Origin of the sequence: Agrobacterium tumefaciens, from assembly GCA_025559845.1 — a bacterium.
Taxonomy (GTDB): Bacteria; Pseudomonadota; Alphaproteobacteria; order Rhizobiales; family Rhizobiaceae; genus Agrobacterium.
In genome coordinates this window covers 1,414,259-1,437,799 of the sequence record CP048469.1, presented here as the reverse complement: position 1 = coordinate 1,437,799, position 23,541 = coordinate 1,414,259, and the positions used below count along the sequence as shown (strand labels likewise).

Here is a 23,541-nt window from a genome sequence, read left to right as displayed (position 1 = left end):
TCAGCGGCCCGTCATCTTCATGGCGGCTTCGGGGAGCCGGTCGCCAACCACCTCGATCCTGGACAGCACGGCGTCGATTTCCGTGAGGTCGGCTGCGGTCAGTTGCAGATCGACGCTGCCAAGGTTTTCGTCCAGACGGTGCTGTTTGGTCGTGCCGGGGATCGGCACGATCCACGGTTTTTGCGCCAGCAGCCAGGCCAGCGCCACCTGGGCGGTTGTGGCGCGCTTGTTTTCGGCGATGACCGTGATGGCGTCGACCAGCGCGAAATTCGCCTTGCGTGCCTCCGGCGTAAAGCGCGGCACGCTGTTGCGGAAGTCGGTCGGGTCGAAGGTGGTGTTCTCATCGATCTTGCCGGTCAGGAAACCGGCGCCAAGCGGACTGAACGGCACGAAACCGATGCCGAGTTCTTCAAGCGCCGGCAGAAGCTCCGCCTCCGGACCACGCCAGAACAGCGAATATTCGCTCTGCACGGCGGCCACCGGCTGCACGGCATGGGCCTTGCGAATGGTCGCCACACCGGCTTCCGAAAGGCCGAAATGCTTGACCTTGCCTTCGGCAATCAGGTCTTTCACCGCACCGGCGACGTCCTCGATCGGCACGGCCGGATCGACGCGATGCTGGTAAAACAGATCGATACGGTCGGTCTTCAGCCGCTTGAGGCTGGCTTCGGCCACGGCACGAATATGCTCCGGGCGGCTGTTGGTGCCGCCGCGCCGTTCGCCGGTTTCAAGGTCGATGTCGAAACCGAATTTGGTGGCGATGACCACGCTGTCGCGGATCGGTGACAGGGCTTCGCCCAGCAGCTCTTCATTGACGAAGGGGCCGTAGGCTTCGGCGGTGTCGAACAGGGTGATGCCCCGGTCATGGGCGTGGCGGATCAGCGCGATCATGTCGCCCCGGTCGGCGGCCGGGCCATAAGCCGAGCTCATGCTCATGCAGCCAAGGCCGAGGGCGGAAACCTCGAGGTTTCCGATAGTTCTCTTTTTCATGGGTTTCTCCCGTTGTTACTTGCCGACGCGGGCTTGCAGATGGGCCGGGTAGCGGTCGCCGACGATATCGATCTTTGCCAGCGCATCGGCGATTTCGGCGGCGTCCTGCGCGCTCAGTTCAACAGTCGCGGCACCGAGATTTTCTTCCAGACGGTGCAGCTTGGTGGTGCCGGGGATCGGCACGATCCAGGGTTTGCGGGCAAGAAGCCAGGCGAGGGCGATCTGCGCCGGTGTCACGCCCTTGGCGTCGGCAATCTGCGTCAGGGCTTCCACCAGTGCCGTGTTGGCTTTCAGGTTTTCGGCCTGGAAACGCGGCACGACGCTGCGGAAATCACCGGGCGCAAAGGTTGCCGAGGCGTCGATCTTGCCGGTCAGGAAACCCTTGCCGAGCGGGCTGAACGGCACGAAGCCGATGCCAAGCTCTTCCAGCGTTGGAATGATCTCCTTTTCCGGCTCGCGCCAGAACAGCGAATATTCGCTCTGCAGCGCCGTGACCGGCTGCACCGCATGCGCTCTGCGAATGGTCTGTGCACCGGCCTCGGAAAGACCGAAATGCTTGACCTTGCCTTCGGCAATCAGGTCCTTCACCACGCCCGCCACATCTTCGATCGGCACATTCGGGTCGACACGATGCTGATAAAGCAGATCGATGACATCGGTGCGCAGGCGCTTCAGCGAGGCCTCGACCGACTGGCGCACGTAATCGGGGCGGCTGTTCATGTGCTGGCCCCCATCCGGGCTCGGCAGTTCGAAACCGAACTTGGTGGCGATGACCACCTTGTCGCGGAACGGCTGCAGCGCTTCGCCAACCAGTTCTTCATTGGTGAAGGGGCCGTAGACCTGCGCGGTGTCGAAGAAGGTCACGCCACGGTCATGGGCGGCGCGGATCAGCGCAATGGCGTCCTTCGTGTCGGTCGCTGCGCCATAACCGAAACTGAGGCCCATGCAGCCAAGGCCGAGGGCGGAGACGTCGAGCGTTCCGAGTTTGCGATTTTGCATTTTATTCTCCTTCGGGTCAGGCCGTGCGCTCAGTCGGCACGGCGTTGGAGTTTGCCTGGCGCGAGGCCGCAGGCACGATTGTCAGAAGAGCAATGATCAATGTCAGAACGAGCATAGCCGTTCCGGCATCGAAGGCGTGGGACACACGGTAGGCCGTCAGGTCAGCGCCGCTGAGGCCAGCAGAACCGATGGCCGCAATGGCGATCAATACGCTGAGGCCGACCGATGCACCCATCTGGTGGGCGACATTGACTGCGCCGGAGGCTGCACCGGCATCCGCATTGTCGACGCGGGCAACGCCGGATGAGGTGAGCGGGCTCAGCGTCAGACCCTGGCTGATGCCGATCAGCAGCATGGGCATGGCAATCGCTGTCCAGTAGCTTGAGCCGACGCCGGCGCGGCTCAGCCAGGCCATTGCCACGATACCGACCATCATGCCGGCAACAAGCACCGCGTTGCGGCCAAACCGGCGGATCAGGCGCGGCACGATCATGGCAACGGGCACATGCAGGGCTGTGGCTGGAACGAAGGCAATGCCTGTGAGCGCCGGGCGCAGCCCCGCGACCTCCTGCAGATAGAGCGTCGTGAAAAAGAAGAAACCGACCATTGCGCCGAGGTAAAGAACGCGGGCGCCATAGGCACCGGAACGTTCGATATCCGAAAACAGGCGCAGCGGCAGGATCGGCTGTTTCGCGCGGCGCTCGATGCGCAAGAAGGTGGCGAGCAGGATGAGCGACAGGGCAATGATGCCGATGGTCGTGCCGTCCCATCCGGCCTGCGCCGAACGGATGAAACCGTAGACGAGGCCGCTCATGCCCGTGGTCGAGGTCAGCGCACCGGGAATATCGAAGGTGCCGGGCTGTCTGCCGGTTTCCTTGATGTAGGCGCGGGCTGCAAGGATCATGGCAATGCCGATCGGCAGGTTGATGAGGAAGCCGACACGCCAGGACAGCCAGTCGGCCAGCAGCCCGCCGACGATCAGGCCGACAGTCGCCGACACACCGGCCGCCGCACTGTAGAGCGAAACGGCGCGCACGCGTTCATCGCCTTCCTCGAAATTGGTCTGCAGCAGGGCAAGCGTGGCGGGTGCGAGAATGGCCGAGCCGAGGCCCTGAATGGCCCGCCATGCCAGCATCCAGGCGGCAGATTGCGAGGCGCCGATGGCAAGCGAGGCCAGCGTGAAGATCGCCATGCCGGTGATGAACATGCGGCGACGGCCGAGAATGTCACCGGCACGCGCACCCAGAAGCAGGAAACCGCCGAAGGTCAGCGTATAGGCGCTCTGCACCCAGGCAAGGCCGGCATCGGTAAAGCCGAGTTCGTGGTGGATTTTCGGAAGTCCGGTCAACACGACCGATATGTCCAGCACGATCATCACGTAGCTGATGAGGATGATGGCGAGGATTGCGGTCTTGTGTTGCGGGGAGGCGGTCAAGTGTCTTTCGGGCATCGTCATTCCGTTCTGCGCGGGCGCTTGGCCGTCCTCCACGGCAAGGCTGCGGTTTCGATGCTCTGAAGATATTGCTTGCCGACCTTATCGATTAGAGGCAGTAATCAGCATGAGGCTATAAGGACACCTAATAAATGCCGCAGGAAAATTTCAACGATCTGATCGCCTTCGTCACCGTGGCGCGCGAGGAGAGTTTTACCCGCGCAGCCGTCAAGCTCGGTGTCTCGCAATCGGCGCTCAGCCAGACGGTGCGCGGTCTTGAGGAGCGGCTGGGACTTCGCCTGCTCACCCGAACCACGCGCCGCGTTTCACCGACGGCGGCGGGCGAGCGGCTGTTGCAGACGGCAGGACCGCGCTTCGATGAGATACAGGCGGAGCTGTCTGCGCTGAGTGACATGCGCGACAAACCCGCCGGCACCATTCGCATCACGACCGGCGAACATGCGGCAATCTCGGTGCTTGCGCCCGCGCTTGAAAAATTCATTCCGCAATATCCCGATATCAACGTCGAGATCACCGTCGATTACGGCCTGACGGACATTGTTGCGGAGCGCTATGACGCGGGCGTGCGGCTTGGCGAACAACTGGCCAAGGACATGATCGCGGTCAGGATCGGCCCGGAAATGCGCATGGCTGTGGTCGGTTCGCCCTCCTATTTCCAGCAGAACCTCTGGCCGGAGGTTCCCGAAGATCTGACCAGCCACAATTGCATCCAGATCCGCATGCCGACCTATGGCAACATTCTTGCCTGGGAGTTCGAGAAGGACGGCCACGAACTGAAGGTCCGTGTCGAGGGGCAGCTCGTATTCAACAACATCGCCATGCGGCTCGATGCCGTCAAACGCGGTTTCGGCCTGGCCTATATGCCGGAAGATCTGGTGGAGGAGCACATTGCGAAGGGCGAGCTGATCCGGGTGCTGGAAGACTGGTGTGCGCCGTTTGCGGGCTACCACCTCTATTATCCGAACCGGCGCCATGCCTCGCCAGCCTTTGCGCTGGTGGTCGATGCGCTGCGTTACCGCGGATAGGGTTTCAGTCGTTCAGCACATAGAGATCGACGGGCTTTTGCCGGTTGCGCACATTCGCCGCGCCGAGATAGGTCAGCCCGACGGCATGGCCCGCCGCCTTTGCCGTTTCGCCGCTCAGCAGGCAGCGCGTGTCATGATCCTTGTTCAGCGCTTCCAGCCGCTGCGCCAGGTTCACGGTATCGCCGTAAAGCGTGTAGGACAGCCGGTCATCGCTGCCGACCGTCCCGGCGGCAACCGGGCCGGTGGCAATGCCGATGCGCAGTTTCAGGCTGTGGCCGCCAAATTTTTTCTGGTCTGTCAGCCGCAGGATTTCGCGGGCCGAGGCGATGGCGCGTTCGGCATGGTCGTCGACCGGCAGCGGCGCGTTGAAGGAGGCGATGAAGGCATCGCCCATGTAGCTGACGACAAGACCGCCATTGCGGGCAATGACGCCTGCGGTGGCGGAAAAGAGTTCGTTCAGCACCGCAATCAGCACTTCGGGGAAAAGCTGTTCCGATAGCGCGGTAAAACCTTCGACATCGGCAAACAGCAGCGTTGCCTCGCGCATCTGCGGGCGGAGATAGCCTTCATTGCTGGCAAGTTCGCGTACCACATGCGGCGGCACGTATTTGCCGAAGATCCGCTGCATGCGCCGCCGTCCGGTTTCGGCCACGGCTCTGGCCTGCACCATGTGCCGGGCGCGATGCACGGCGAGGGCGGCAATGCCCGTGACCGCGCCGATAATCAGCACCTCCTGCAGTCTGGAGGCCATGCCGAGAAAATGCGGGCTCAGCACCACCGAATAAAACACCTCCCGTTTCGGCGCGAGCGGCAGGTTTTCGTAAGTCAGGAAGTCGCCCAGGCTGAAAACGATCCAGCCGATCGATGCCGAGAGCCCCGCCATGCACCACACACCGGTCCATACGACGAGGCGTGGGGAGAGCGTCAGCACCGAGGCGACGATGACGATGTAATAAAAATGATCGCGGCTGGTCAGAAAGACGAGGTTCTGCGGCACCATCTCGCCGCTGCTCAATGGCACGAAGGACAGGACGGCCGAAATCAGCAGCGCATCCATGGCAAAGAAGGCATAGCGTGAGGGGACTTCGTAACGCGTCTCTTCGGCCGCCAGCGGCAGCAGACCGATCGCCGCCAGCAGCAGAAACAGCCCGGCGACCCAGAGATTGTTGGGATAGTGATACCCCCAGAACGCCGTTCCGGCCATCAGCACCGCCGCAACGGTGCGGCCGTAGACCGCAAGCTCAAAACCGCGACGTTCGGCAAATGCCGTGGCGCGGAGGGCGGGATCGAGCGCAGGCGTTTTTATCTCCAACGGCATATCTCCACGACAGTTGATGTAAGCCGCGGAGCGAAGCAGACGGCTACTCCCGGTATCAACGCGCAAACGTGGGAATCTGGACAATCTTGTGGCGACGTTTTTTGCGAGATTTCGTAAAAATCCGAATGCGATCAGCCGTTTGAACGGTTTTCAGCCGCTTTGGCGCAGCGGTATTTTTTCGGGTGAGGTCGAAATAGTAATCAACACTCTGTGATTGATAAGTGGGGCTAATAACCTCATCCGGTTTCCAGCCGCTAATCCCGTCAAAGCGACCGCGATATCGTTTCTCATCGCAATTCTTGAGACGGGTATGATGAGACAGAATTTCAAATCGCTGGCGTCGGTACTGGTGCTCTCCGGTGGCCTGATGGCATCGCCATCGGCATGGGCGGAGGCGGCCAAACCCGGCCCCATCGTCATTCAGCAGCAGGGCAGTTTTGCCGTGGGCGGCACGGTGGCAAAGACGCCGGGCACCTACAACAACAATGCGCCTAGTGCCGAGGGACAGTCGCTCCACGGCGACCACGCCTATGTTTTCTATCAGGTACCGGAGAACCCGAGGCCGCTGCCCATCGTCATGCTGCATGGTGCCTTTCAGTCGGCGCGCAGCTGGGAAACCACGCCGGATGGACGTGAGGGTTTTCAGAACATCTTCCTGCGTCGCGGTTATTCCACCTATCTCGTCGATCAGCCGCGCCGGGGCCGGGCGGGCAACAGCACGGTGGCGACGACCATCGAGCCGACGCCTTACGACCAGTTGTTTTTCGACCAGTTCCGCATTGGCAAATGGCCCGATTATTTCGGGAACGTGCAGTTCTCGCGTGACCCGGCCGCACTCGACCAGTTTTTCCGCTCGGTCACACCCAATACCGGTCCTTTTGATGCGAAGGTGATTTCGGATGCCATGTCGGCTCTGTTCGACCGGACCGGTCCCGCCATTCTGTTCACCCATTCGCAGGCCGGTGGCCCCGGCTGGCTGACGGCGATCAGGAACCCGAACGTCAAGGCCATCGTGGCGCTGGAGCCGGGCAGCGGTTTCATCTTTCCAGAAGGTGAGGTGCCTGCCGACATGCCGAGTGCGGCTGGCACGCTGAAGGGCGAGGCGGTCCCTGCTGCCGATTTCGAAAAGCTGACCCGTCTGCCGATCGTCATCTATTACGGCGACAATTTCCCGACCGAACCGACCGCAGAGCGCGGCCAGGACAACTGGCGTGTGCGGCTGGCGATGGCGAAGCTCTGGGTCGATGCCGTCAACAGACACGGTGGCGACGCCACGCTGGTGCACCTGCCGGAAAAGGGCACCAAGGGCGGCACGCATTTTCTGATGTCGGACCTGAACAACGTCGAGATCGCCGACCAGATCTCGCAATTCCTCACCGACAAGGCGCTCGATTGAGCAAGCGGCGCATGGGCAAAAACCCGGCCCGATCTGACAAGGAGCCTCTGCATGAGCAATGACATCATCAACGGCGCGAGACGCAGGTTTCTCGGCGCCACGGCGTTTTTCGTTTCCGGCGCAATTTTCGGAGTATCAACCATGAGCACGACCGAGGCTGTCGCAGCCGATTACAAACAGAACCCGTTCACGCTGGTCTATGACGGTGCGATCACCAAAAACGAACCGGGCAAGGTGAATATCCACCCGGTGACATACAGGCTTGCTGGTCTCGACATCGTTGCCAATGTCTATACCCCTGCCAATTACGACCCCGCGCAAAAATACCCCGCCATCGTGCTGGCTCACCCGAATGGCGGCGTGAAGGAACAGACCACCGGGCTTTACGCCCAGCGTCTGGCGGAGCGCGGTTTCATCACCATCACGGCCGACGCAGCCTATCAGGGCGGAAGCGGCGGGGCGCCGCGCAGCGTCGACAAACCGCAGCATCGCATCGAGGACATTCACGGCATGGCCGATTTCATCAGCCGTTTTCCCGGTGTCGATACGGCGCGGCTGGGGCTGCTCGGCATCTGCGGCGGCGGCGGATATTCGCTGGCGGCGGCCAAGACCGACAAGCGTTTCAGGGCGGTTGCCACGCTCAGCATGTTCAATTCCGGCCGCGTTCGCCGCAACGGTTTTCAGGACTCGCAGCTCGAAACGATACAGACGCGGCTGCAGCAGGCGTCCGCCGCCCGCGCTCAGGAAGCGGCCGGTGGAGAGGTGCTTTATGCCGGTGATGCCAACCTGACCGATGCGCAGATCGAAGCCTTGCCCTTCGATCTCTATCGTCAGGGTTATCACTATTACTGGCGCACCCATGCGCATCCGGGCTCGACCTTCCGTTACACCATGAGCAGCCTGATGGATCTGATGCGCTGGGATGCGACCGACGAAATCGAGCTGATCGACGTCCCCTTGCTGATGATCGCCGGCAGCGAAGCCGATACGCTTTACATGACGGAAGACGCGTTCCCCCGGGCCACCGGCACGAAGGACAAGGAACTCTTCAGGATTGCCGGCGCCAGACACATCGAAACCTACTGGGTGCCGGAATATGTCGATGCGGCGCTCGACAAGCTGACCCCGTTCTTCGGCCGAACGCTCGTCTGAAACCGTCCCGTTTTTTCATTCCCCTCGAAAAAAGATCAGGGCGTTGCCATGCCGCATCGCCCCGGCCATCCCCTGTGCCATGCAAGGAGTTCCCTTTGAAGCGACTGACCAGAAGCCTGTTTTTCGCCACCAGCGTCACTCTCATTCTCGTTTCCGTTACGATGACCCAAGCCCAGACCACGACACCTTCGCCACAGCAGAGCCGTGCCCAGCAACTGATGGGCGAGACCGCGCCAAAGCTCGCCGAACTGACCGATGGTGTCCTCTACGCCGATATCTGGGAACGCCCCGAACTCTCCAAACGCGACCGCAGCCTTGTGACGATCACGGCGCTGATTGCGCTCAATCGTCCCGATCAGTTGCGCTCACATATCCGTCTTGGCCGACAGAATGGTCTGACGGAGGAGGAGATCGTCGAGACCATCACGCATATGGCCTTCTATTCCGGCTGGCCGAGTGGTGTCTCGGCTGTCGCGATCGCCAAAGACGTGTTTGCGGAGGACTGATCCATGAACACGACATCGCTGGTTACTGTCGCTGCAGCCCTGAGCGCCACCGCAGCTTTTGCTGAACCCGACCGCGCCGTGAAGGTTACGCGTTCGAGTGTTGCGACTGCGACCGCAGGCTCTGCGGAAAACTTCACTGGCTCCGTGACAGTGCAGTCGCGGTTTCAGACGCCATCGCCCGCCCGGGTTGGTGGTGGCCTCGTTACCTTCGAGCCGGCTGCCCGAACCGCATGGCACACCCATCCGCTCGGTCAGACCCTGATCGTGACGGAGGGCGTGGGGCGCGTGCAGCACTGGGATGGCGAGATTGAGGAGATCGTTCCCGGAGACGTGGTGTGGATACCGCCCGGCGTCAAACATTGGCACGGGGCGTCGCCCGAAAGCGGCATGGCGCATATCGCCGTTGCGGAAGCCCTTGATGGCAAGACGGTGGAGTGGATGAAACACGTGACCGACGCACAATATGGCCTGAAAAACGGGGGCGCCGATGAATAAGGTTTTCAGGATGGCGGGTGCTGCCGCTTTCGTCACCGGCGCCGTCGTTCTCGTCGGCATGCAGGTTCAGGCAGAGCCGACGCGGGCGACCATGCCGGATATCAGCAAGCTCGTCCATTACACCACGGTGACGCGGGGTGAGGTGACGGAGCATATCATGACGACGCGGGAAGCGATCGAGGCGGTCAAGCGGGGCGAGCCGATCCCCAACGGTACGCATGTGGCGCTGGTCGATTATCGCGGTGGCGAGGTCTTCCGTTATTTCATCATGGAAAAAGGCGAGGGCTGGGGGCAGGACTATGATGAAAACCGCCGCACCGCCGACTGGCAGTTTCAGTGGTTCAAGCCCGATGGCTCGATCAACATGGAAGAGAACACGGCGCGCTGTCAGCGCTGCCACACATCGCGGGCAGACCGGGACTTCCTCTATACCTTCAATGACATGCGCCGGTTCGAATTCGAATGAATGCCGTCTTTCGTCTGCGCCTGCTGCTCGATGTCGTTGCCATCGCGCTGATTGTCGCCTGTCTGGCCTACTGGTGGCTCGATAATCTTGCGCATGAGATCTTCGGCACGGCCCTGTTCGCGCTGGTCATCGGGCACAATGTCTTCAATCGGCGCTGGTATGGCGGCGTGGCGAAGCGCAGGCTTGATGCCGTGCGCATCGTCAATCTGGCGACCATCGCCTGTCTCGCCCTGGGCATGACGATCATGCTGGTGACGAGCCTGCTGATCTCGCGCGACCTCCTGCCGTTCATGGCGCTCGACGGCGCCTTTGCTGTGCGGGAGCTGCACATGTTTGCGGCCTATTGGGTGCTGCTTGTCGTTGCCATCCATCTCGGCACCCGCTGGCAGGTGGTGATGACTGCCTGCGCCGCGCTGTTGCGTCTCGACGGCAAAAGCCGCTGGCGCACGGCGGGTCTGCGGGTGGTGACAGCGGCCGTTGCAGCGCATGGTGTCAGAAGCACGGTCGAGATTGGTTTCGGCTCGAAGCTGATGCTGACCTACGCGCTGGATATGTGGGATTTCAACGCCTCAACGCTGCAGTTCTTCGTCAACTACGCGTCGATCGTCGGGCTGTTTGCCGCCGTGACCCATTACGTCCTGCTGCTTGTCAGACGCGGCAGATCAGGTGTCTAACGCGCCAGTCTTGCCAAGCCGACGAAGAGGGCGATCGCCGATGCGCCAAGGGTTGCCGTGACCGCAAGCGAAGCGCCAATGCCAATGGCGGACATGGCAAGTGCCAGCGCGAAGGGGGCGAGTGCGGAGACGATCAGACGCGCCGCCATCATCTTTCCCTGCAGCCTGCCATAACCCTGGCTGCCGAAGAGGTGGAGCGGCAAGGCGCCGATCACGATGCTCAACAGGCCGTTGCCCATGCCGAAGACCACGGCGAAGACCATGGCGCCCGCGATGGAGGGTGCTGAAACGGCCAGCGTCATCACGCCTGCCGGCATCAGCGCGGCGGCGATGATGGCCAGATGCGCCGCATCGATGCCCTTGCCAAACACCATGTTGATCAACCGGCTCGCCACCTGTGAGGGGCCGAACAGGGTGGCGATCATGGCGGCGGTTGCGCCAAGCCCGAGGCCGGACAGCAGCGGCACCATGTGCACCAGCACGGCGGCGCTGACCAGCGAGGTCAGGGAGAAGCCCGCCACCATCAGCACAAATCCAAGCTTTCGATGCTCTCCAGGCAGGACGCCTTCGACAAGCTGAACCTCGCGGGCAGGGGCATTGCGCGACTTTACCACGGTCGCGGCAAGCCAGGCGTGAAACGGCAGGCAGATCAAGAGGTTCAGGGCGGCAAACACCAGATAGACCTGCTGCCACGACAGATGGGCGTGCAGTGCCGTGGTGATCGGCCAGAAGATGGTGGAGGCAAAACCGGCAATCAGCGTCAGATAGGTGATGCTGCGTGCGGCGACCTGCGGCTGAAGCTGCACCAGAAGCGCAAAGGCCGCGCCATACTGAACGAGGTTGGCCGCCACCTCCATCACGATCAGCGCGGCGGCGTAGGATGCCTTTTCCGGTGCGTAGGCACAGGCAACCAGTGCTGCCGCCGCCACCGCCGAGCCTGCCGTCATGACCTTTGCCGCGCCCAGCCGGTCAAACAGCGTGCCAAGCCACGGCGCCGTCAACCCACCAACCATGAGCGCCACGGACAGCGCGGCAAACACCCATTGCTGCGAAAGCCCGAAATGCCCGGCCATATCGGGCGCGAGAATGCTGAAACTGTAATAGAGCGTGCCGTAACCGATGTTCTGGGTAACGCCCAGCAGCAGGACGGCGGCAACAGGCACACGATCAGACAATTGGTTTTCCGTCCGCGTTCATTTCTGATTTGCAGGACATGGGCTTGCAGATGTCCGGGTGTCCGGCGCAGCAGTCTTCCAGCAGGAAGCGCACCAGACCGCTCAGCGCATCGTAATTGGCGGTGTAGATGATCGAGCGCGCCTCGCGTTGCTGGCCGATCAGACCGGCACGGTCCAGCTCCTTCAAATGGAACGAGACGTTGGAGGGCGAGGCTTCCAGCCGTTCGGCAATCGACCCCGCCGACATGCCGTCCGGACCCGCCACCACCAGCATCCGCACGATCTGTAGCCGGCTTTCCTGTGACAGCGCGCCGAAGGATGCGAGGGCTTGACGTTCTTCCATGTTTCAATAATCCTTGAAATATTGAAACGAGGAATAACGCAGATGAACGCCTTCGACAAGACCTCATCGCCTGACATCAGCCTCGGGCTTCTGCTCGGAACGCTGGCGCGCAAACCCGACCTGCCGCTGGTGTTCCGCTATGACGGGCAGGTGGTGAGACCCGGCTATCACGTCACCGAAGTGAAGGCCGGGCAGTTTTCGGGCCTGGATTGCGGCGCGAACCCCGAGGCATGGGCGGAAATCTTCGTGCAGCTCTGGGATGTCGAAGACGGCGGGCGAACCCACATGCAGGCCGGGAAATTTGCGGCGATCATCCGCAAGGTATCGGAGCATGTGAAGCTGGATGGCTCGGCGCGGCTGACCTTCGAGGTCAGCGACGGGGTGCGGCCGATGGCGCTTTATTGCGCGGCAATGCCGCAGGTTGGTGAGACTGTCATCTCGGTAGAGCTTGCACCGCGCCCGGCCAGTTGCAAGCCGCGTGACCGGTGGCTGGCGGAGCAGGAAACCGCCACGCCAAAGCCGTGCTGCACACCGTCATCGACAGGCTGTTGCGCCTGATCCTATGGCAAGCGGCGGGCCTTGGCCCGCCCGTTTCACATCAGGGCTTCAGTGGCCGGGATGCAGTGCGTCGTTCAGATACATGCAGGTCAGCATGGTGAAGACGTAAGCCTGAATGGCAGCCATCAGGAATTCCAGTGCGGTGATCGCAACCGTCATGAACAGCGGCATGATGGCGCCTGCGACACCCAGCGTTCCCATGGCACCGAGCGATGCGACGAAACCGGCAAACACCTTGAGCGTGATGTGGCCTGCCAGCATGACGGCGAAGAGACGCACCGAATGGCTGACCGGGCGCGAGAGGTAGGAAATCAGCTCAATGGGAATAATGATCGGCGCCAGAACGGCGGGAACGCCATCCGGCTTGAACAGCCGCAGGAAACCGAGGCCGTGCCTGTAGAGGCCGTAGAGCGTTACCGTCAGGAACACGAGTGCGGCGAGCCCGAAGGTCACGACGATCTGGGCCGTGACCGTGAAAGCGTAGGGAAACATGCCAAGCAGATTGGCCGTCAGGATGAACATGAACAGCGTGAAAACGAACGGAAAGAAGTGCATTCCGTGTTTGCCGACATTGTCGCGCAGCGTCTTGTTGACGAACAGGTAGAGCATTTCGGCGCTGGATTGCCACCGGCCGGGGACAAGCCGTTTCTGCGCTGTCGCCAGAAGCAGGAAACCGGTGGCGATGGCGACGGTCAAAAACATGGTGGCGGAGGCGTTGGTGAAGCTCAGATCCACACCGCCGATGTTGATCTCGATGATCTTTTTCACTTCGAATTGTTCAATGGGTCCGGCCATTCGGCTTCCTCTGACGGGCTGTGGCCACGACAGACCGACGGCACGCCAAGGCAGCGCCACAGCGTTGCCGGGCGCGCAGAGCCTGCGGACCAATGATTTCTGGATGATGGGTGATGGTCAACAATCGGGCGGCCTCTGATCTCGACAAGGAGATTCGGGGCCGTCCCCGGAACGTTTCAAGGCGCGGGTCGTCCCGCACAGGGGCTTCTTAGCTGCGTCGCGCTCTGATTGCAACGGCCATCGTTCAAAGGCTGATGCACGGCGAAAACGCACCTCACGGTTGGCGGTGAGCAGGTAAATGGCGAGCGCGGACACGCGTGTAACGATGCCCGGCGATCGCTCGCACGCATTGTCCATGATCGTCTGGCGTATCGCCCGGTAAAGCTTTCGGCGGCTGGTCCACATCATGATTGCCTCATGGCTGTGGGGCCGTCCCCTGGTCGCTTGGCAGAGCGCAGGTCGTCCTGCGGTGCATCTGCGTGTCAGGCGGTAAACAGCATCAGGCCGAACACGAAGAAGAGAAGAATATGCAGCATGCCCTGCGTGGCGGAGGTGCGGTGGCCGAGATAGGTCAGCGTCGTCAGCCCGATGGTCAGTGCCAGAAGCATGGTTTCGACCGCTGAAATGCCGAAAACCACGGTCTTGCCGGTCATCAGGCCCACCGTCAGTACGGCTGGAACCGTGAGTCCCACGGTCGAGACGAAGGCGCCGAGGCAAAGGTTGATCGCGCGCTGCGTTTCGTTGTTGAGTGCGGCCTTGATGGCGGTGATGGACTCCGGCGTGAAGACGATGATGGCAATCAGCACGCCACCCACGGCAACCGGTGCGCCAGCCTGCACCACGCCGTAGTCGATGATGATGGCGAGGTCATGCGCCAGAAGCACGATGGGCAACATCAGCGCCACCAGCCTGACCGCATGCATGAGGTTGCTGCTGCCGCGGGTCTCCGCCGTCGTGTCGTCGGCCTTGTTGCGGCTTGCTGCTTCCGACAGCAGAATCCACATGCGCCCGGCTTCGGGCTGCATGAAATCGCTGCGGTATCTGCCCATCTGCAGTGCCAGAAAACCGCCATAACCGACCACGGTCAGAAGCGAGAGAACGACCGCCTGGACCGGCGTGAACGTGCCGTTGCCCGTGCTCAGTGTGTTGGGTAGCAGCAGTGCGACGCCGACAAGGATCAGGATCATGCTGATGAAGGTGATGGTGCCGGGGGCGTTGTATTCCTGCTCGCCGTATTTCAGCGCACCGGCCAGCAGGCAGATGCCGGTGATGAGGTTCATGATGATCATCATCACGGCAAAGATCGAGTCCCGCGCAATCGTCGGCGCTTCGCCCGGTCCTAGCATCACGGCGGCAATCAGGATCACCTCGATCGACACGATGGAAAGCGTCAGGATCAGGGTGCCATAGGGTTCGCCAAGCCGGTGCGCCAGCGCATCGGCCTCACGCACGACACCGAACGCCGCCATCAGGATTGTCGCAAACAGCACGGCAAAACAGCTGATCGCCACCATCGGCGACATGTCGGCGGAAAGCCAGGAATGAAACTCGAACTGAAACGCGGTAACGACGGCCCAGGCGATGACAAGCTTGGGAACAACACCACGGAAAAGAGAAATTGCGGGCATGTGGGGCATAAATGGTGACCTCATCCGGGGTCGTCCCCAATCACATCATGCCGCCCTCGGGTCGTCCCGAACGGAGCTTATCAAGCTGGTTCGAGGAATTATCACGTCTGTGCGCGAGGGTCCAGAGTGTGCTTGTCTGGGCAGGGGAGATCATGATATCCGGGTGTCACGCGGGACGACCCGTGTCTTGTTTCTCATTCGGGGACGGCCCCTCTGTGTTTTTCACGAGGTCGCCATGCATATCCCTTCACCCTGCGTTTTTCAGCCGGTTTTTCCGTTCGATATCAGCCACATGCGCGGGTAATCGCCATGCCGGGTTCGATGATCGTCTACTGGTCGGCCAGTCTCGCTCAGGTCATGCTGGCGCTTGCCATGCTGATCGCCGCCCTCCGGCTGCTGCGTGGCCCACGGGCGCAGGACCGGATTCTCGCGGCCGATACGCTTTACAATATCGCCATGCTGCAGGCGCTGGTTCTGGCCATCAAGACCGGCAATCCGCTCTACCTGCCATTCATCCTCATCTTCGCCGTGATCGGCTTCATTTCGACGGTGGTGCTGTCGAAGTTTCTGATGCGGGGCGAGGTGATCGAATGAGACGGCGGGCAGCTTTTTCCGCCCGCCGGTCGTTTCAGGTTACCACTTCACGCGGAAGCCGGCGGTTCCGCTGAGGGCGTAGCTGTCTGTGAAGTCTTTCAGGGCGGATTTGGCGGTGAGTTCGCCGTAGATCGAGAAGCGGTCCTGCTTCCAGGTCATGGAGCCGCCCAGCGTCACGCCGGCCCAGAGGCGTTCGCTGCTGCTGTCGAAGCCGACGCCGGAGACGTCGATGGCGGTCCCGTTGAGGAACTCGTTATAGAGATTGGCAACGCCGTAGATGCGGCCGCGAACGGTTTCGCCGTTCTTGTCCTGCCAGGTCTCGTCGCGGTCCACCGCCACGCCCAGACGCCCGATCAGGCTGTCGCCGTCCTTCAGCGAAACGCGGGCGCCGAAGCGGTCGTTGAAGGTGGAGAAATCGACCGAGGAGTAAACGAGCTGCGCCTGCGGGGTGATGACCCATGAGCCGGAGGTGAAGCGGCGGCCGCCTTCGAGGCTGAGGGCATAACCGAAGCCGTTGCTGCCGTTTTTCAGTGCGCCATCGACCAGATCGGATTTCAGGTTGGTGTCGTACCACGTCGCCTGGCTGACGGCGTCGGCGTAAAAGCCGTCATTGCCATACCAGGTCAGCGTGCTGCCGATGCCATAGCCCGTCGTGTCGACCTCGCCATTGCCGTAGATCGAGTTGATATCGCCGGTGATGGTGCCGAGATGGGCGGTCAGCCCGCCGATCAGACGACCTTTTTCATTGTCGTAAAGCGCGCCGTCGATGCCACCTTCGGCCTTCCACAGATCGTAGTCATAGGTCGCGCCGCTGCTGCTGGACTTCGGGTCGATGCTGCCATGCATGCCCTTGGTGCGGAACCAGACGCCATCGAGACCCGATGTCGCGACAGGCTCGAGATCCGTCTGCCAGTAGCGGTTGCCGACGCGCTGCTGCAGGGTGTCCAGTTCGTTCAGCATCTGCAGCATTTGCGGATAGGCTTCGTAAAGCGCCACGCCCGGCTGGTAGAGCGGGTCCGTGACCGAAACCGATGCATCGAGAACGGAACGCAGATACCAGTCGCCATCCGCACCCTGATAGAGCCGATAGGCATAAGCGCCGCCGACCACGGCCTCTTCGCCTTCATAGGTGTAATCGCCGAGCAGCGAGAAAAGGCCTGCCGAAGTGCCCGCGACATCGACGATCTTGATGCCGTCGGTCGTCAATGCGCCATCACCATTGAGGTTGGTCACGGCGACATTGGTGCTGCCGGAGGTGTTACCCGTCACGACCAGTCTGTCGGTGGCCGAGCTGTCGTCGCCCAGCACGCTTTCAATCGCCAGCGTGCCGCCATTGCCGGTGTAATCGCCGCCGATGGTCAGGGTTCCGATGCCATTGCTGCCGGGCGCGATGGTGCCGCCCGCCTGGTTGGTGGTGTTGCCGACCGTGCCCGTACCGGCCAGCGTGCCGGAGATGACATCCACCACGCCGCCGAGCGTGGCGTTTACTTCGAGAACGCCGCCATAGATGCTGCTGGTGCCGGAAAAACCTGTCTGGGCGGCATTGAAGATGGTGCGGCCGGCATACTGGTTGATCGCACCGCTGCCATTGATGGGCGTGTCGAACACATAGCCGGTTTCGGTGTGGTTGAAATTGATCTCGGCACTTGCCGCCAGTGTGACGGCCGAGGCAACCAGCGTACCCGCCGCCGCAGCGGCCTGACCGGCCACGCCACCGATGTTCAGCGATGCGTTGCTGTCGGCATCCGCGCCGCCAAGCACCAGCGCAGAGGCGCCGCCATTGACGATCACCGTGCCATCGTCGGCGATGGTCAGAACGCCGGTTCCGAAGGTGCCGACATTGATGTTGGTAGCGCTGAGTTCGGAGCCCTGACCGGAGACGAGCACGCTGAAGTTGGGAACAACAGCGCCGGAAGCTGTGGCAATGTTCACGGTCGTTGCCGTCACGGCGCCGCCATCGAGAATGGAGAGCGAGCCCTTCTGCATGCCGAAGGCGCCACCGGTATCCCAGCGCGATCCATCGCCCGAGACAACGGCCGTGACATTGGCGCCGGCATAAGCGGCAGCGCCAAGCCCGCCCCAGTTGGTTGCGCCGGTGATGTCGACCACGGCGCCGTCGAGCACGTTGATGTTGGTGGTGCCGTTGTAGGAGCCGAAATTGTTGCTCTGCAGGCTGGAGCCTGTGCCCAGCACATTGATGGTGGCGACACCCTGCGAGTTGATCGTATGAACGCGGATAGACGACGTGCCTGTGGTAAGGGCCGCACCATCCTGAATGGTAAGCGTCGAAACGGTTCCTGTGGCGTTGCTGAGATCGACGTTATCCGAACCCGTCGCAACCAGGCGTGTTCCGGCCCCTGATACGGTCACACTGCCGTTGGCGCCAGTCGATCCGGCAATATCGAGCTGCGAGATTGTACCGAGCGATGTTCCGTAGATGACGTCGCCGCCGCCATTCACCACAAGTGCGCCGTGGTCGACGGTAATGCGGCTGATACCGGATGCTGCGGCATCGACCACCAGTGTCCCATTGCCATTGACGGTCAGCACCGTGTTGGTGCCGGCAAGCTGGCCGGAGAAGGTCAATGTCGAACCACTGGCGACATCCAGGTTCGCCGCCGTTGCGAAGGTCAGCGTGTAGCTCGCCGTATCCACGGTGATGTTGCTGCTGACGGCCGGAAGCGTGCTGGTGACAGAGAAACTGCCGGTCAGCGTAATGGTGGAGGAGGCGTCGCCGCTGGCTGCCGCGTCGGTAATGGCCTGTGAAAGTTCGGCCTCATTGGAGGCTGTGAAACTTGCGGCCAGCGACGGCCGCATGGAACAGCCGAGTGCCAGAACGGCGAGAGACACGCCTGAAAGAAAACGGATGTTTTTGCTGGATCTGATGGCATTGCGTGCCAATGCGCGCGCTTCTTTCGAAGCCCGTGGTTCTACCGTAACGTCGTTCACTATTCGCCCCCGAATATGACAAATACCGCAGTGCGGCCGATCTGCCCGTCTCTCCCGTTTTCAGACTCACTGAGAACAAGGGAAAGTTGCAGTTTCGCAATGTCGAATAGTCGAAAAAGCTGACGATTGTTAGAACAAGATTTCTCGGATGGAAATTGAGGGAGGTGTCGCGCCACAACGATTTATCCTTACGAATACGTTGTAAAACAATATGTTAAAATTATATCTGTCGAAGCTCTTCCCTTAACGTAAGGTGCTCTTCGCAGGCTGCTATTCGTCAAGGGATCAATTGCACTCTATGCGTGTTATCGGCATTTCGTCATTGCCTGTCATTCCCTTCGCAGTCGCGGCATTTCGGCCTGAAAACGGCCCCGAAATGCACTGATGCGGCAACCAGCACGCGTGCGTGACCACGGTCATCTGCGACAGCACTTTGCGGCGTGGGGCAGGTGGCTGAAACGGTCATTGACGGTTTGAACGTCGAAAAAATATCTGCCGGTCTGATTGTTCGCTTGTCTGCTGTTCCCGGCATGATTGCGCTTGTCGCTCAACGGCAAATCGGCTTAACTCGCAACCCGACGGTGGTTGATCCGCTTCCGCAGAAACAAGGGGTGTCGCTTGGTGTTTCGTCTCGGAGAAAGATACGCTCATCTCGTTCATGATGGCGGCTGCGCCTGCCATAGTCCCGAAGCCCGAAACCTGTTTGCGCGCATGAATGCCGGGCTTTCCCGCCGTTCGGTGCTGAAGGGCATTGCGGCAAGCCTGGCGGTGGCCGCACTCGGTCAGGTCGACCCTGCCTTTGCGCAGGCACCGGCAAAATCGATCCTGCTGCGCAATGTCAAAATCTTCAACGGCATCGACAGCAGGCTGATCGAGGGCAATGGCGTGTTGATCGAGGGCAATCTCATCAAGGCGCTGGTGGGCGCGGCGGATGCGGTTGCGGATGCGCAGGTGATCGATTGCGGTGGACGTACCCTGATGCCCGGCATGATCGACGCCCACTGGCATTCCATTCTCGCCGGTATTTCGCAGGTTGCGGCCATGACGGCGGATATTCCCTATGTGCATCTGGTCGCGGCACAGGAGGCCGAGCGTACGGTGCTGCGCGGTTTTACCACCGTGCGCGATGTCGGCGGGCCTTCCTTCGCGCTGAAACGCGCCATCGATGAAAACCGCGTGGCCGGTCCGCGCATCTATCCATCCGGTGCCATGGTGTCGCAAACCTCGGGGCATGGTGATTTCCGCATGCGCACCGATCTGCCGCGCCAGCCGCAGAGCGATCTGAGCGTTGCCGAAACGGCGGGTATTTCGGCCATTGCCGATGGCGAAGCGGAAGTGCTGCGCCGGGTGCGCGAGCAACTGATGCTTGGTGCCAGCCAGATCAAGATCATGGGCGGCGGCGGTGTTTCATCCTCCTTCGATCCGATCGATTCCCTGCAATATACGCCCGCCGAAATGAAGGCGGCCGTTGCGGCGGCGTCAGACTGGGGCACCTATGTCTGCATTCACGCCTACACCTCCGCGGCCATTCGCCGGGCGCTGGAATGCGGCGTCAGATCCATCGAACACGGCCAGCTGGCGGATGAGGAAACCGTGCAGCGGATCGCCGATGCCGATGCGTGGTGGAGTATCCAGCCGTTTCTGGCCGATGAGGATGCCAATGCCAAACCATCGCCGGAACAGCGGCAGCAGCAGGAGCTGATTGCCGAGGGCACGGTGCGGGCGATTGAGCTGGGCCGCAAATACAAGGTCAGGATGGCGCTGGGCACCGATATTCTGTTCAGCCCGGCTGGCACCGCCACGCAGGGCAGGCAGCTCGCCAAATTCGCCCGCTGGTATGACAATGCCGAGGTTTTGCGGATGCTGACCAGCGGCAATGCCGATCTGCTGGGGCTTTCGGGCCCGCGCAATCCCTATCCCGGCAAGCTTGGCCGCATCGAGGCCGGCGCCTATGCCGACCTGTTGCTGCTGGATGGCGATCCGCTGCAGGACATATCCCTGATCGGTGACCCCGATCGCAGCATGTCGCTGGTGATGAAGGACGGGCGCATCCACAAGAACACCTTGCCTGCCTGAAACGCCGGCAAGGCGTCTTTTCAGCCCATCATGTTGCGCAGAAGACCGGCAGAGACGATGCCGATGATGACGGTCGGCAGAATGGGCAGGCGCGTGGCGGCAAGCATCGTCACGGCCAGCGCGATGAGATCGGCCGGTCGCCCCGATACGAAATCCGGGGCGATGATGGTGATGAGCACGCAGCCCGGCGCGGTCTCCATTGCCGCCTGCATGCGCGGGCTCAGCGCGCGGTTGCGCAGGAACAGATAACCGCCGATCCGCGTCAGATAGGTCACCGTTGCCATCAGAAAGATCGCCGCGACATAATGCGGGTCGAACAGGGGGGTGGGGAGTGCGTCAAACATGCGGTTTGGCCAGTAGATAAGAGAACAGGACGCCGGAGAGCGCACCGGCGGGCACGTACCACGCGCCGGGAACGAGAAGGTGAACGGTGGCCGCCACGACAAGGCTGATGAGCCAGGGCAGGGCAGAGCGCGCGCCCTTCCACATGCCCGCCAGCATCACCAGAAACACCGCCGGAAAGGCCATGTCGAAACCGTAACGCGTCACATCTCCCAAGAGCGGGCCTACGGCTGCGCCAACGGCGGTAAAGACGATCCAGCTCACATAAAGGCCAAGCGCCACACCGAAGAAATAGCCGGCACTCAGGCCGCGTCTCGCCTTCCTGGCATCGGCCAGACCCATCGCCCAGCTTTCGTCGCACATGAAGAACAGCGCCACCAATGCCTTGCTGCGGGAAAGGTGCTGCATCAGCGGTGCAAACGCCGCGCCCATCAGCAGGTGGCGGCTGTTGACGAGGAAGGTGATGGCGACGATGAGCGCGATATGCGGCGGCGAGGTCCATAGCTCGACGGCGGCAAATTCCGATCCGCCGCCAAAATTCAGCCCGGTCATCAGCGGCACTTCGGCAATGCTGAACCCCTTGGCGGCGGCCTGCGCCCCCAGCACCAGCGCGAAGGGCACGAAGCCCAGCATCACCGGAATGCCATCCTTCAATCCGCGCCACAGTTCGCTTCGCGCACCGCCATAAAGGCGGGCGTCACTTGCAACATATTCAACCACCGAACGTCTCTTTTCACTTTCATGCCATTTCGCCCCGAAGCCTTGATCGGGACGGCGGCATCATAGAGCTGTCGGTGTGGTGGTTGGTTGCGTTCTCTTTCCAATTTTTAGAAAAACTGGCATTGTGTGCCAACCAATCGCCATATGCTTGAAACGAAACGCCAATGAAACTCGATGCCATCGACCGCAAGATTCTCCGTGTGCTGCAGCAGGACGGGCGCATTCAAAACACCGACCTCGCGGCCAAAGTCGGCCTGTCGCCATCGCCGTGCCTCAGGCGCGTCAAGCTTCTGGAAGAGGCTGGCATCATCCGCCAGTATGTGGCGCTGGTCGACGCTGCCAAGCTCGACATGGGCTTTACCGTGTTCGTGCGCATCTGGCTCGACAGCCAGGACGAAGAAACCACCACCACCTTTTACGAAGCGGCCGAGAAGCTGCCGCAGGTGGTGGAATGTCACCTGATGGCGGGCGATTGCGATTTCATGCTGCGCGTCGTGGCGCCCGATCTCGATGGTTATCGCCGCTTCCAGATGGAGCACCTTGGCCGCATCAAGGGCGTGCGCAACATCAAATCGGAAATCCCGATGCAGAAGATCAAGCAGTCGTGGGAGGTTCCGGTATAGCGTCCGGATCGGGCTCCGGTCCTTCGGCGCCCATCAAGGCTGCAAGCCACGCGGCCGATGGTGAGGAGGCGGCAAAAGAGGCCACCGCAATGGCGATAGGAACACCGATGAAGGTGCCGTAAATGCCCCAGAGGAAGGTCCAGAGAAAGATCGACGCCAGAATGACGAAGGGCGACAGGGTCAGCATGCCGCCTGAAAGCACGGGTTCGAGATAGTTGCCGCTGACGAACTGCACGACGGTGAGGGTGGAAAACAGCACGAATGCCGTCCACGGGTCGCCAAGCTGGACGAGCCCGAATACCGTGGGCAGGATGGTGGCAATCAGCGGGCCGATGAAGGGAATGTAGTTCAGCACGAAGGCGATCACCGCCCATTGCGGCGCCAGCGGCACGTCAAGCGCATAGATCACCACGCCGAAGCAGAAACCCGTGAGCAGGCTGATGACGGTGCGGACCCAGATATAGGTACAAAGCTTCTTTGCCGTGGTGCGGCAGGTATCGAGCATAATTTTCGCCGACGAGCCCAGTGAGAAGCGGTCGAGACGGTTCTCAACGGCATCGACCTCGATCAGCCCCGTCAGAAGATAGGCAACGGCGACCATCAGGAAGCTGGTAAACTGGCTCATGCGCGAAAAGGCCTGCTGCACGGCGCGCAGCAACCAGTTGACGTTGAAACCATCGGCCCACAGCGCGCCAACGACAATGCCGTTCTTTTCCAGCCAGCCTGTGACGCTCTGGTAGAGCAACTGGTAGCGTTCCGACTGGGCGGCAACATTGCTCCAGACCGCGCCGGATGCCCAGACGATGGCAAAACCGAAAAGCGCCAGTACCAGTGTCGCGCCCACCAGAGTTACCGCTGCGGCAACCACCTTCGGCACATGCATCTGCAACGCTTTTTGCGCTGGCCAGACCAGCGCCAGCACGAAGATCGCAAGCGTCAGCGGGGCCAGAAACACATAGGCAGCCTTGGCTGACCACAGCGCAATGAGAACCGCAATCACCGTCAGGCTGACACGCGCACCCTGAAATCCGGCCATCAGTTCGCCCCTGCTATTGCCTTGTAACGACGATGCTGATCGACAGCATTCAGCCGGGCGGCAGCGGTGAAGACAGGTGATAAAAAGGCTGCAAGGCGTCGTCGCATGAACTACCCGTTTTCTATGGGGGAAGCGGGAACCGGCAATTCCCCAAGCTATAACGGCTCGATACAACAGGTGCAATGCTGGGTAGAAGGCGAAAGGCGGTAGCGGCAATATGAGGCTTTT

General features: G+C 61.4%; 24 protein-coding genes. 12 read left to right on the top strand and 12 right to left on the bottom strand.

The window, feature by feature from the left end:
- Genes FY156_07285 through FY156_07275 form a run of 3 tightly spaced genes read right to left on the bottom strand, consistent with a single transcriptional unit; the run spans nt 1 to nt 3,439 of the window.
- On the bottom strand, nt 1–990 hold the full coding sequence (locus FY156_07285; protein ID UXS01297.1) for an aldo/keto reductase: 990 nt from the start codon (nt 988–990) through the stop codon (nt 1–3).
- 15 nt (nt 991–1,005) lie between these two features.
- Nucleotides 1,006–1,989: an aldo/keto reductase gene (locus tag FY156_07280; GenBank protein ID UXS01296.1), complete on the bottom strand. Its 984-nt coding sequence runs from the start codon at nt 1,987–1,989 to the stop codon at nt 1,006–1,008.
- Between the two features lie 16 nt (nt 1,990–2,005).
- Nucleotides 2,006–3,439 (bottom strand): MFS transporter, encoded by a 1,434-nt coding sequence (locus tag FY156_07275; protein UXS01295.1) that lies wholly within the window; start codon nt 3,437–3,439, stop codon nt 2,006–2,008.
- A gap of 134 nt (nt 3,440–3,573) precedes the next feature.
- Between FY156_07275 and FY156_07270 the strand changes: the two genes are divergently transcribed.
- Nucleotides 3,574–4,467 (top strand): LysR family transcriptional regulator, encoded by an 894-nt coding sequence (locus FY156_07270; GenBank protein UXS01294.1) that lies wholly within the window; start codon nt 3,574–3,576, stop codon nt 4,465–4,467.
- 4 nt (nt 4,468–4,471) lie between these two features.
- Here the strand turns inward: FY156_07270 and FY156_07265 are convergent, their stop codons facing one another.
- Complete coding sequence (locus FY156_07265) at nt 4,472–5,785, bottom strand: adenylate/guanylate cyclase domain-containing protein (GenBank protein UXS01293.1); 1,314 nt, start codon at nt 5,783–5,785, stop codon at nt 4,472–4,474.
- 313 nt (nt 5,786–6,098) lie between these two features.
- Between FY156_07265 and FY156_07260 the strand changes: the two genes are divergently transcribed.
- The 6 genes from FY156_07260 to FY156_07235 all read left to right on the top strand — a co-directional run bounded on the left by FY156_07260 (nt 6,099) and on the right by FY156_07235 (nt 10,474).
- The gene (locus tag FY156_07260; GenBank protein ID UXS03064.1) at nt 6,099–7,181 is read left to right on the top strand and encodes an alpha/beta fold hydrolase; all 1,083 of its coding nucleotides are present in this window, start codon (nt 6,099–6,101) and stop codon (nt 7,179–7,181) included.
- Between the two features lie 51 nt (nt 7,182–7,232).
- Nucleotides 7,233–8,333, top strand: coding sequence for an alpha/beta hydrolase (locus FY156_07255; protein UXS01292.1), 1,101 nt, complete (start codon nt 7,233–7,235; stop codon nt 8,331–8,333).
- A 161-nt stretch (nt 8,334–8,494) separates the two neighbouring features.
- A complete protein-coding gene (locus FY156_07250; GenBank protein UXS03063.1) occupies nt 8,495–8,839 on the top strand; it encodes a carboxymuconolactone decarboxylase family protein in 345 nt (114 codons plus the stop codon).
- Between the two features lie 3 nt (nt 8,840–8,842).
- Complete coding sequence (locus tag FY156_07245; GenBank protein UXS01291.1) at nt 8,843–9,334, top strand: cupin domain-containing protein; 492 nt, start codon at nt 8,843–8,845, stop codon at nt 9,332–9,334.
- Nucleotides 9,327–9,800 carry a cytochrome P460 family protein gene (locus FY156_07240; protein UXS01290.1) on the top strand — a complete coding sequence of 158 codons (474 nt, stop codon included), beginning with the start codon at nt 9,327–9,329 and terminating at the stop codon, nt 9,798–9,800. The genes FY156_07245 and FY156_07240 overlap by 8 nt, the downstream gene beginning before the upstream one ends.
- Nucleotides 9,797–10,474 carry a DUF4405 domain-containing protein gene (locus FY156_07235; GenBank protein UXS01289.1) on the top strand — a complete coding sequence of 226 codons (678 nt, stop codon included), beginning with the start codon at nt 9,797–9,799 and terminating at the stop codon, nt 10,472–10,474. The genes FY156_07240 and FY156_07235 overlap by 4 nt, the downstream gene beginning before the upstream one ends.
- On the opposite strand, the gene arsK is transcribed toward FY156_07235, so the two are convergent.
- Both arsK and FY156_07225 read right to left on the bottom strand, forming a co-directional pair.
- Nucleotides 10,471–11,649, bottom strand: a complete 1,179-nt coding sequence (gene arsK / locus FY156_07230; GenBank protein UXS01288.1) for an arsenite efflux MFS transporter ArsK — start codon at nt 11,647–11,649, stop codon at nt 10,471–10,473. The two genes, FY156_07235 and arsK, sit on opposite strands and share 4 nt — an antisense overlap.
- Nucleotides 11,642–11,992 carry a helix-turn-helix transcriptional regulator gene (locus tag FY156_07225; protein UXS01287.1) on the bottom strand — a complete coding sequence of 117 codons (351 nt, stop codon included), beginning with the start codon at nt 11,990–11,992 and terminating at the stop codon, nt 11,642–11,644. The genes arsK and FY156_07225 overlap by 8 nt, the downstream gene beginning before the upstream one ends.
- Nucleotides 11,993–12,034: 42 nt before the next feature.
- On the opposite strand from FY156_07225, the gene FY156_07220 reads away from it, so the two are divergent.
- Nucleotides 12,035–12,550 (top strand): hypothetical protein, encoded by a 516-nt coding sequence (locus tag FY156_07220; protein UXS01286.1) that lies wholly within the window; start codon nt 12,035–12,037, stop codon nt 12,548–12,550.
- Nucleotides 12,551–12,598: 48 nt separating this feature from the next.
- Here the strand turns inward: FY156_07220 and FY156_07215 are convergent, their stop codons facing one another.
- Together FY156_07215 and FY156_07210 are read right to left on the bottom strand one after the other, a co-directional pair.
- Nucleotides 12,599–13,345, bottom strand: coding sequence for a F0F1 ATP synthase subunit A (locus FY156_07215; protein ID UXS01285.1), 747 nt, complete (start codon nt 13,343–13,345; stop codon nt 12,599–12,601).
- 482 nt (nt 13,346–13,827) lie between these two features.
- Complete coding sequence (locus FY156_07210; GenBank protein ID UXS01284.1) at nt 13,828–14,982, bottom strand: calcium:proton antiporter; 1,155 nt, start codon at nt 14,980–14,982, stop codon at nt 13,828–13,830.
- A 300-nt stretch (nt 14,983–15,282) separates the two neighbouring features.
- Here FY156_07210 and FY156_07205 point away from each other — a divergent pair, with 300 nt between their 5' ends.
- Entirely contained in the window at nt 15,283–15,567 is a 285-nt protein-coding gene (locus FY156_07205; GenBank protein ID UXS01283.1) for a K+/H+ antiporter subunit F, read from the top strand.
- A gap of 39 nt (nt 15,568–15,606) precedes the next feature.
- Here FY156_07205 and FY156_07200 read toward each other — a convergent pair whose 3' ends face one another.
- Nucleotides 15,607–18,516 carry an autotransporter outer membrane beta-barrel domain-containing protein gene (locus tag FY156_07200; GenBank protein UXS01282.1) on the bottom strand — a complete coding sequence of 970 codons (2,910 nt, stop codon included), beginning with the start codon at nt 18,514–18,516 and terminating at the stop codon, nt 15,607–15,609.
- A 449-nt stretch (nt 18,517–18,965) separates the two neighbouring features.
- Here FY156_07200 and FY156_07195 point away from each other — a divergent pair, with 449 nt between their 5' ends.
- Entirely contained in the window at nt 18,966–19,178 is a 213-nt protein-coding gene (locus FY156_07195; GenBank protein ID UXS01281.1) for a hypothetical protein, read from the top strand.
- Between the two features lie 49 nt (nt 19,179–19,227).
- Nucleotides 19,228–20,592 carry an amidohydrolase family protein gene (locus tag FY156_07190; GenBank protein ID UXS03062.1) on the top strand — a complete coding sequence of 455 codons (1,365 nt, stop codon included), beginning with the start codon at nt 19,228–19,230 and terminating at the stop codon, nt 20,590–20,592.
- A 20-nt stretch (nt 20,593–20,612) separates the two neighbouring features.
- Here FY156_07190 and FY156_07185 read toward each other — a convergent pair whose 3' ends face one another.
- A complete protein-coding gene (locus FY156_07185) occupies nt 20,613–20,936 on the bottom strand; it encodes an AzlD family protein (protein ID UXS01280.1) in 324 nt (107 codons plus the stop codon).
- Nucleotides 20,929–21,567: an AzlC family ABC transporter permease gene (locus FY156_07180; protein ID UXS03061.1), complete on the bottom strand. Its 639-nt coding sequence runs from the start codon at nt 21,565–21,567 to the stop codon at nt 20,929–20,931. The genes FY156_07185 and FY156_07180 overlap by 8 nt, the downstream gene beginning before the upstream one ends.
- 251 nt (nt 21,568–21,818) lie before the next feature.
- On the opposite strand from FY156_07180, the gene FY156_07175 reads away from it, so the two are divergent.
- On the top strand, nt 21,819–22,277 hold the full coding sequence (locus FY156_07175; GenBank protein ID UXS01279.1) for an Lrp/AsnC family transcriptional regulator: 459 nt from the start codon (nt 21,819–21,821) through the stop codon (nt 22,275–22,277).
- Here the strand turns inward: FY156_07175 and FY156_07170 are convergent.
- On the bottom strand, nt 22,249–23,313 hold the full coding sequence (locus FY156_07170) for an AI-2E family transporter (GenBank protein UXS01278.1): 1,065 nt from the start codon (nt 23,311–23,313) through the stop codon (nt 22,249–22,251). The two genes, FY156_07175 and FY156_07170, sit on opposite strands and share 29 nt — an antisense overlap.
- Nucleotides 23,314–23,541: the final 228 nt, after the last annotated feature.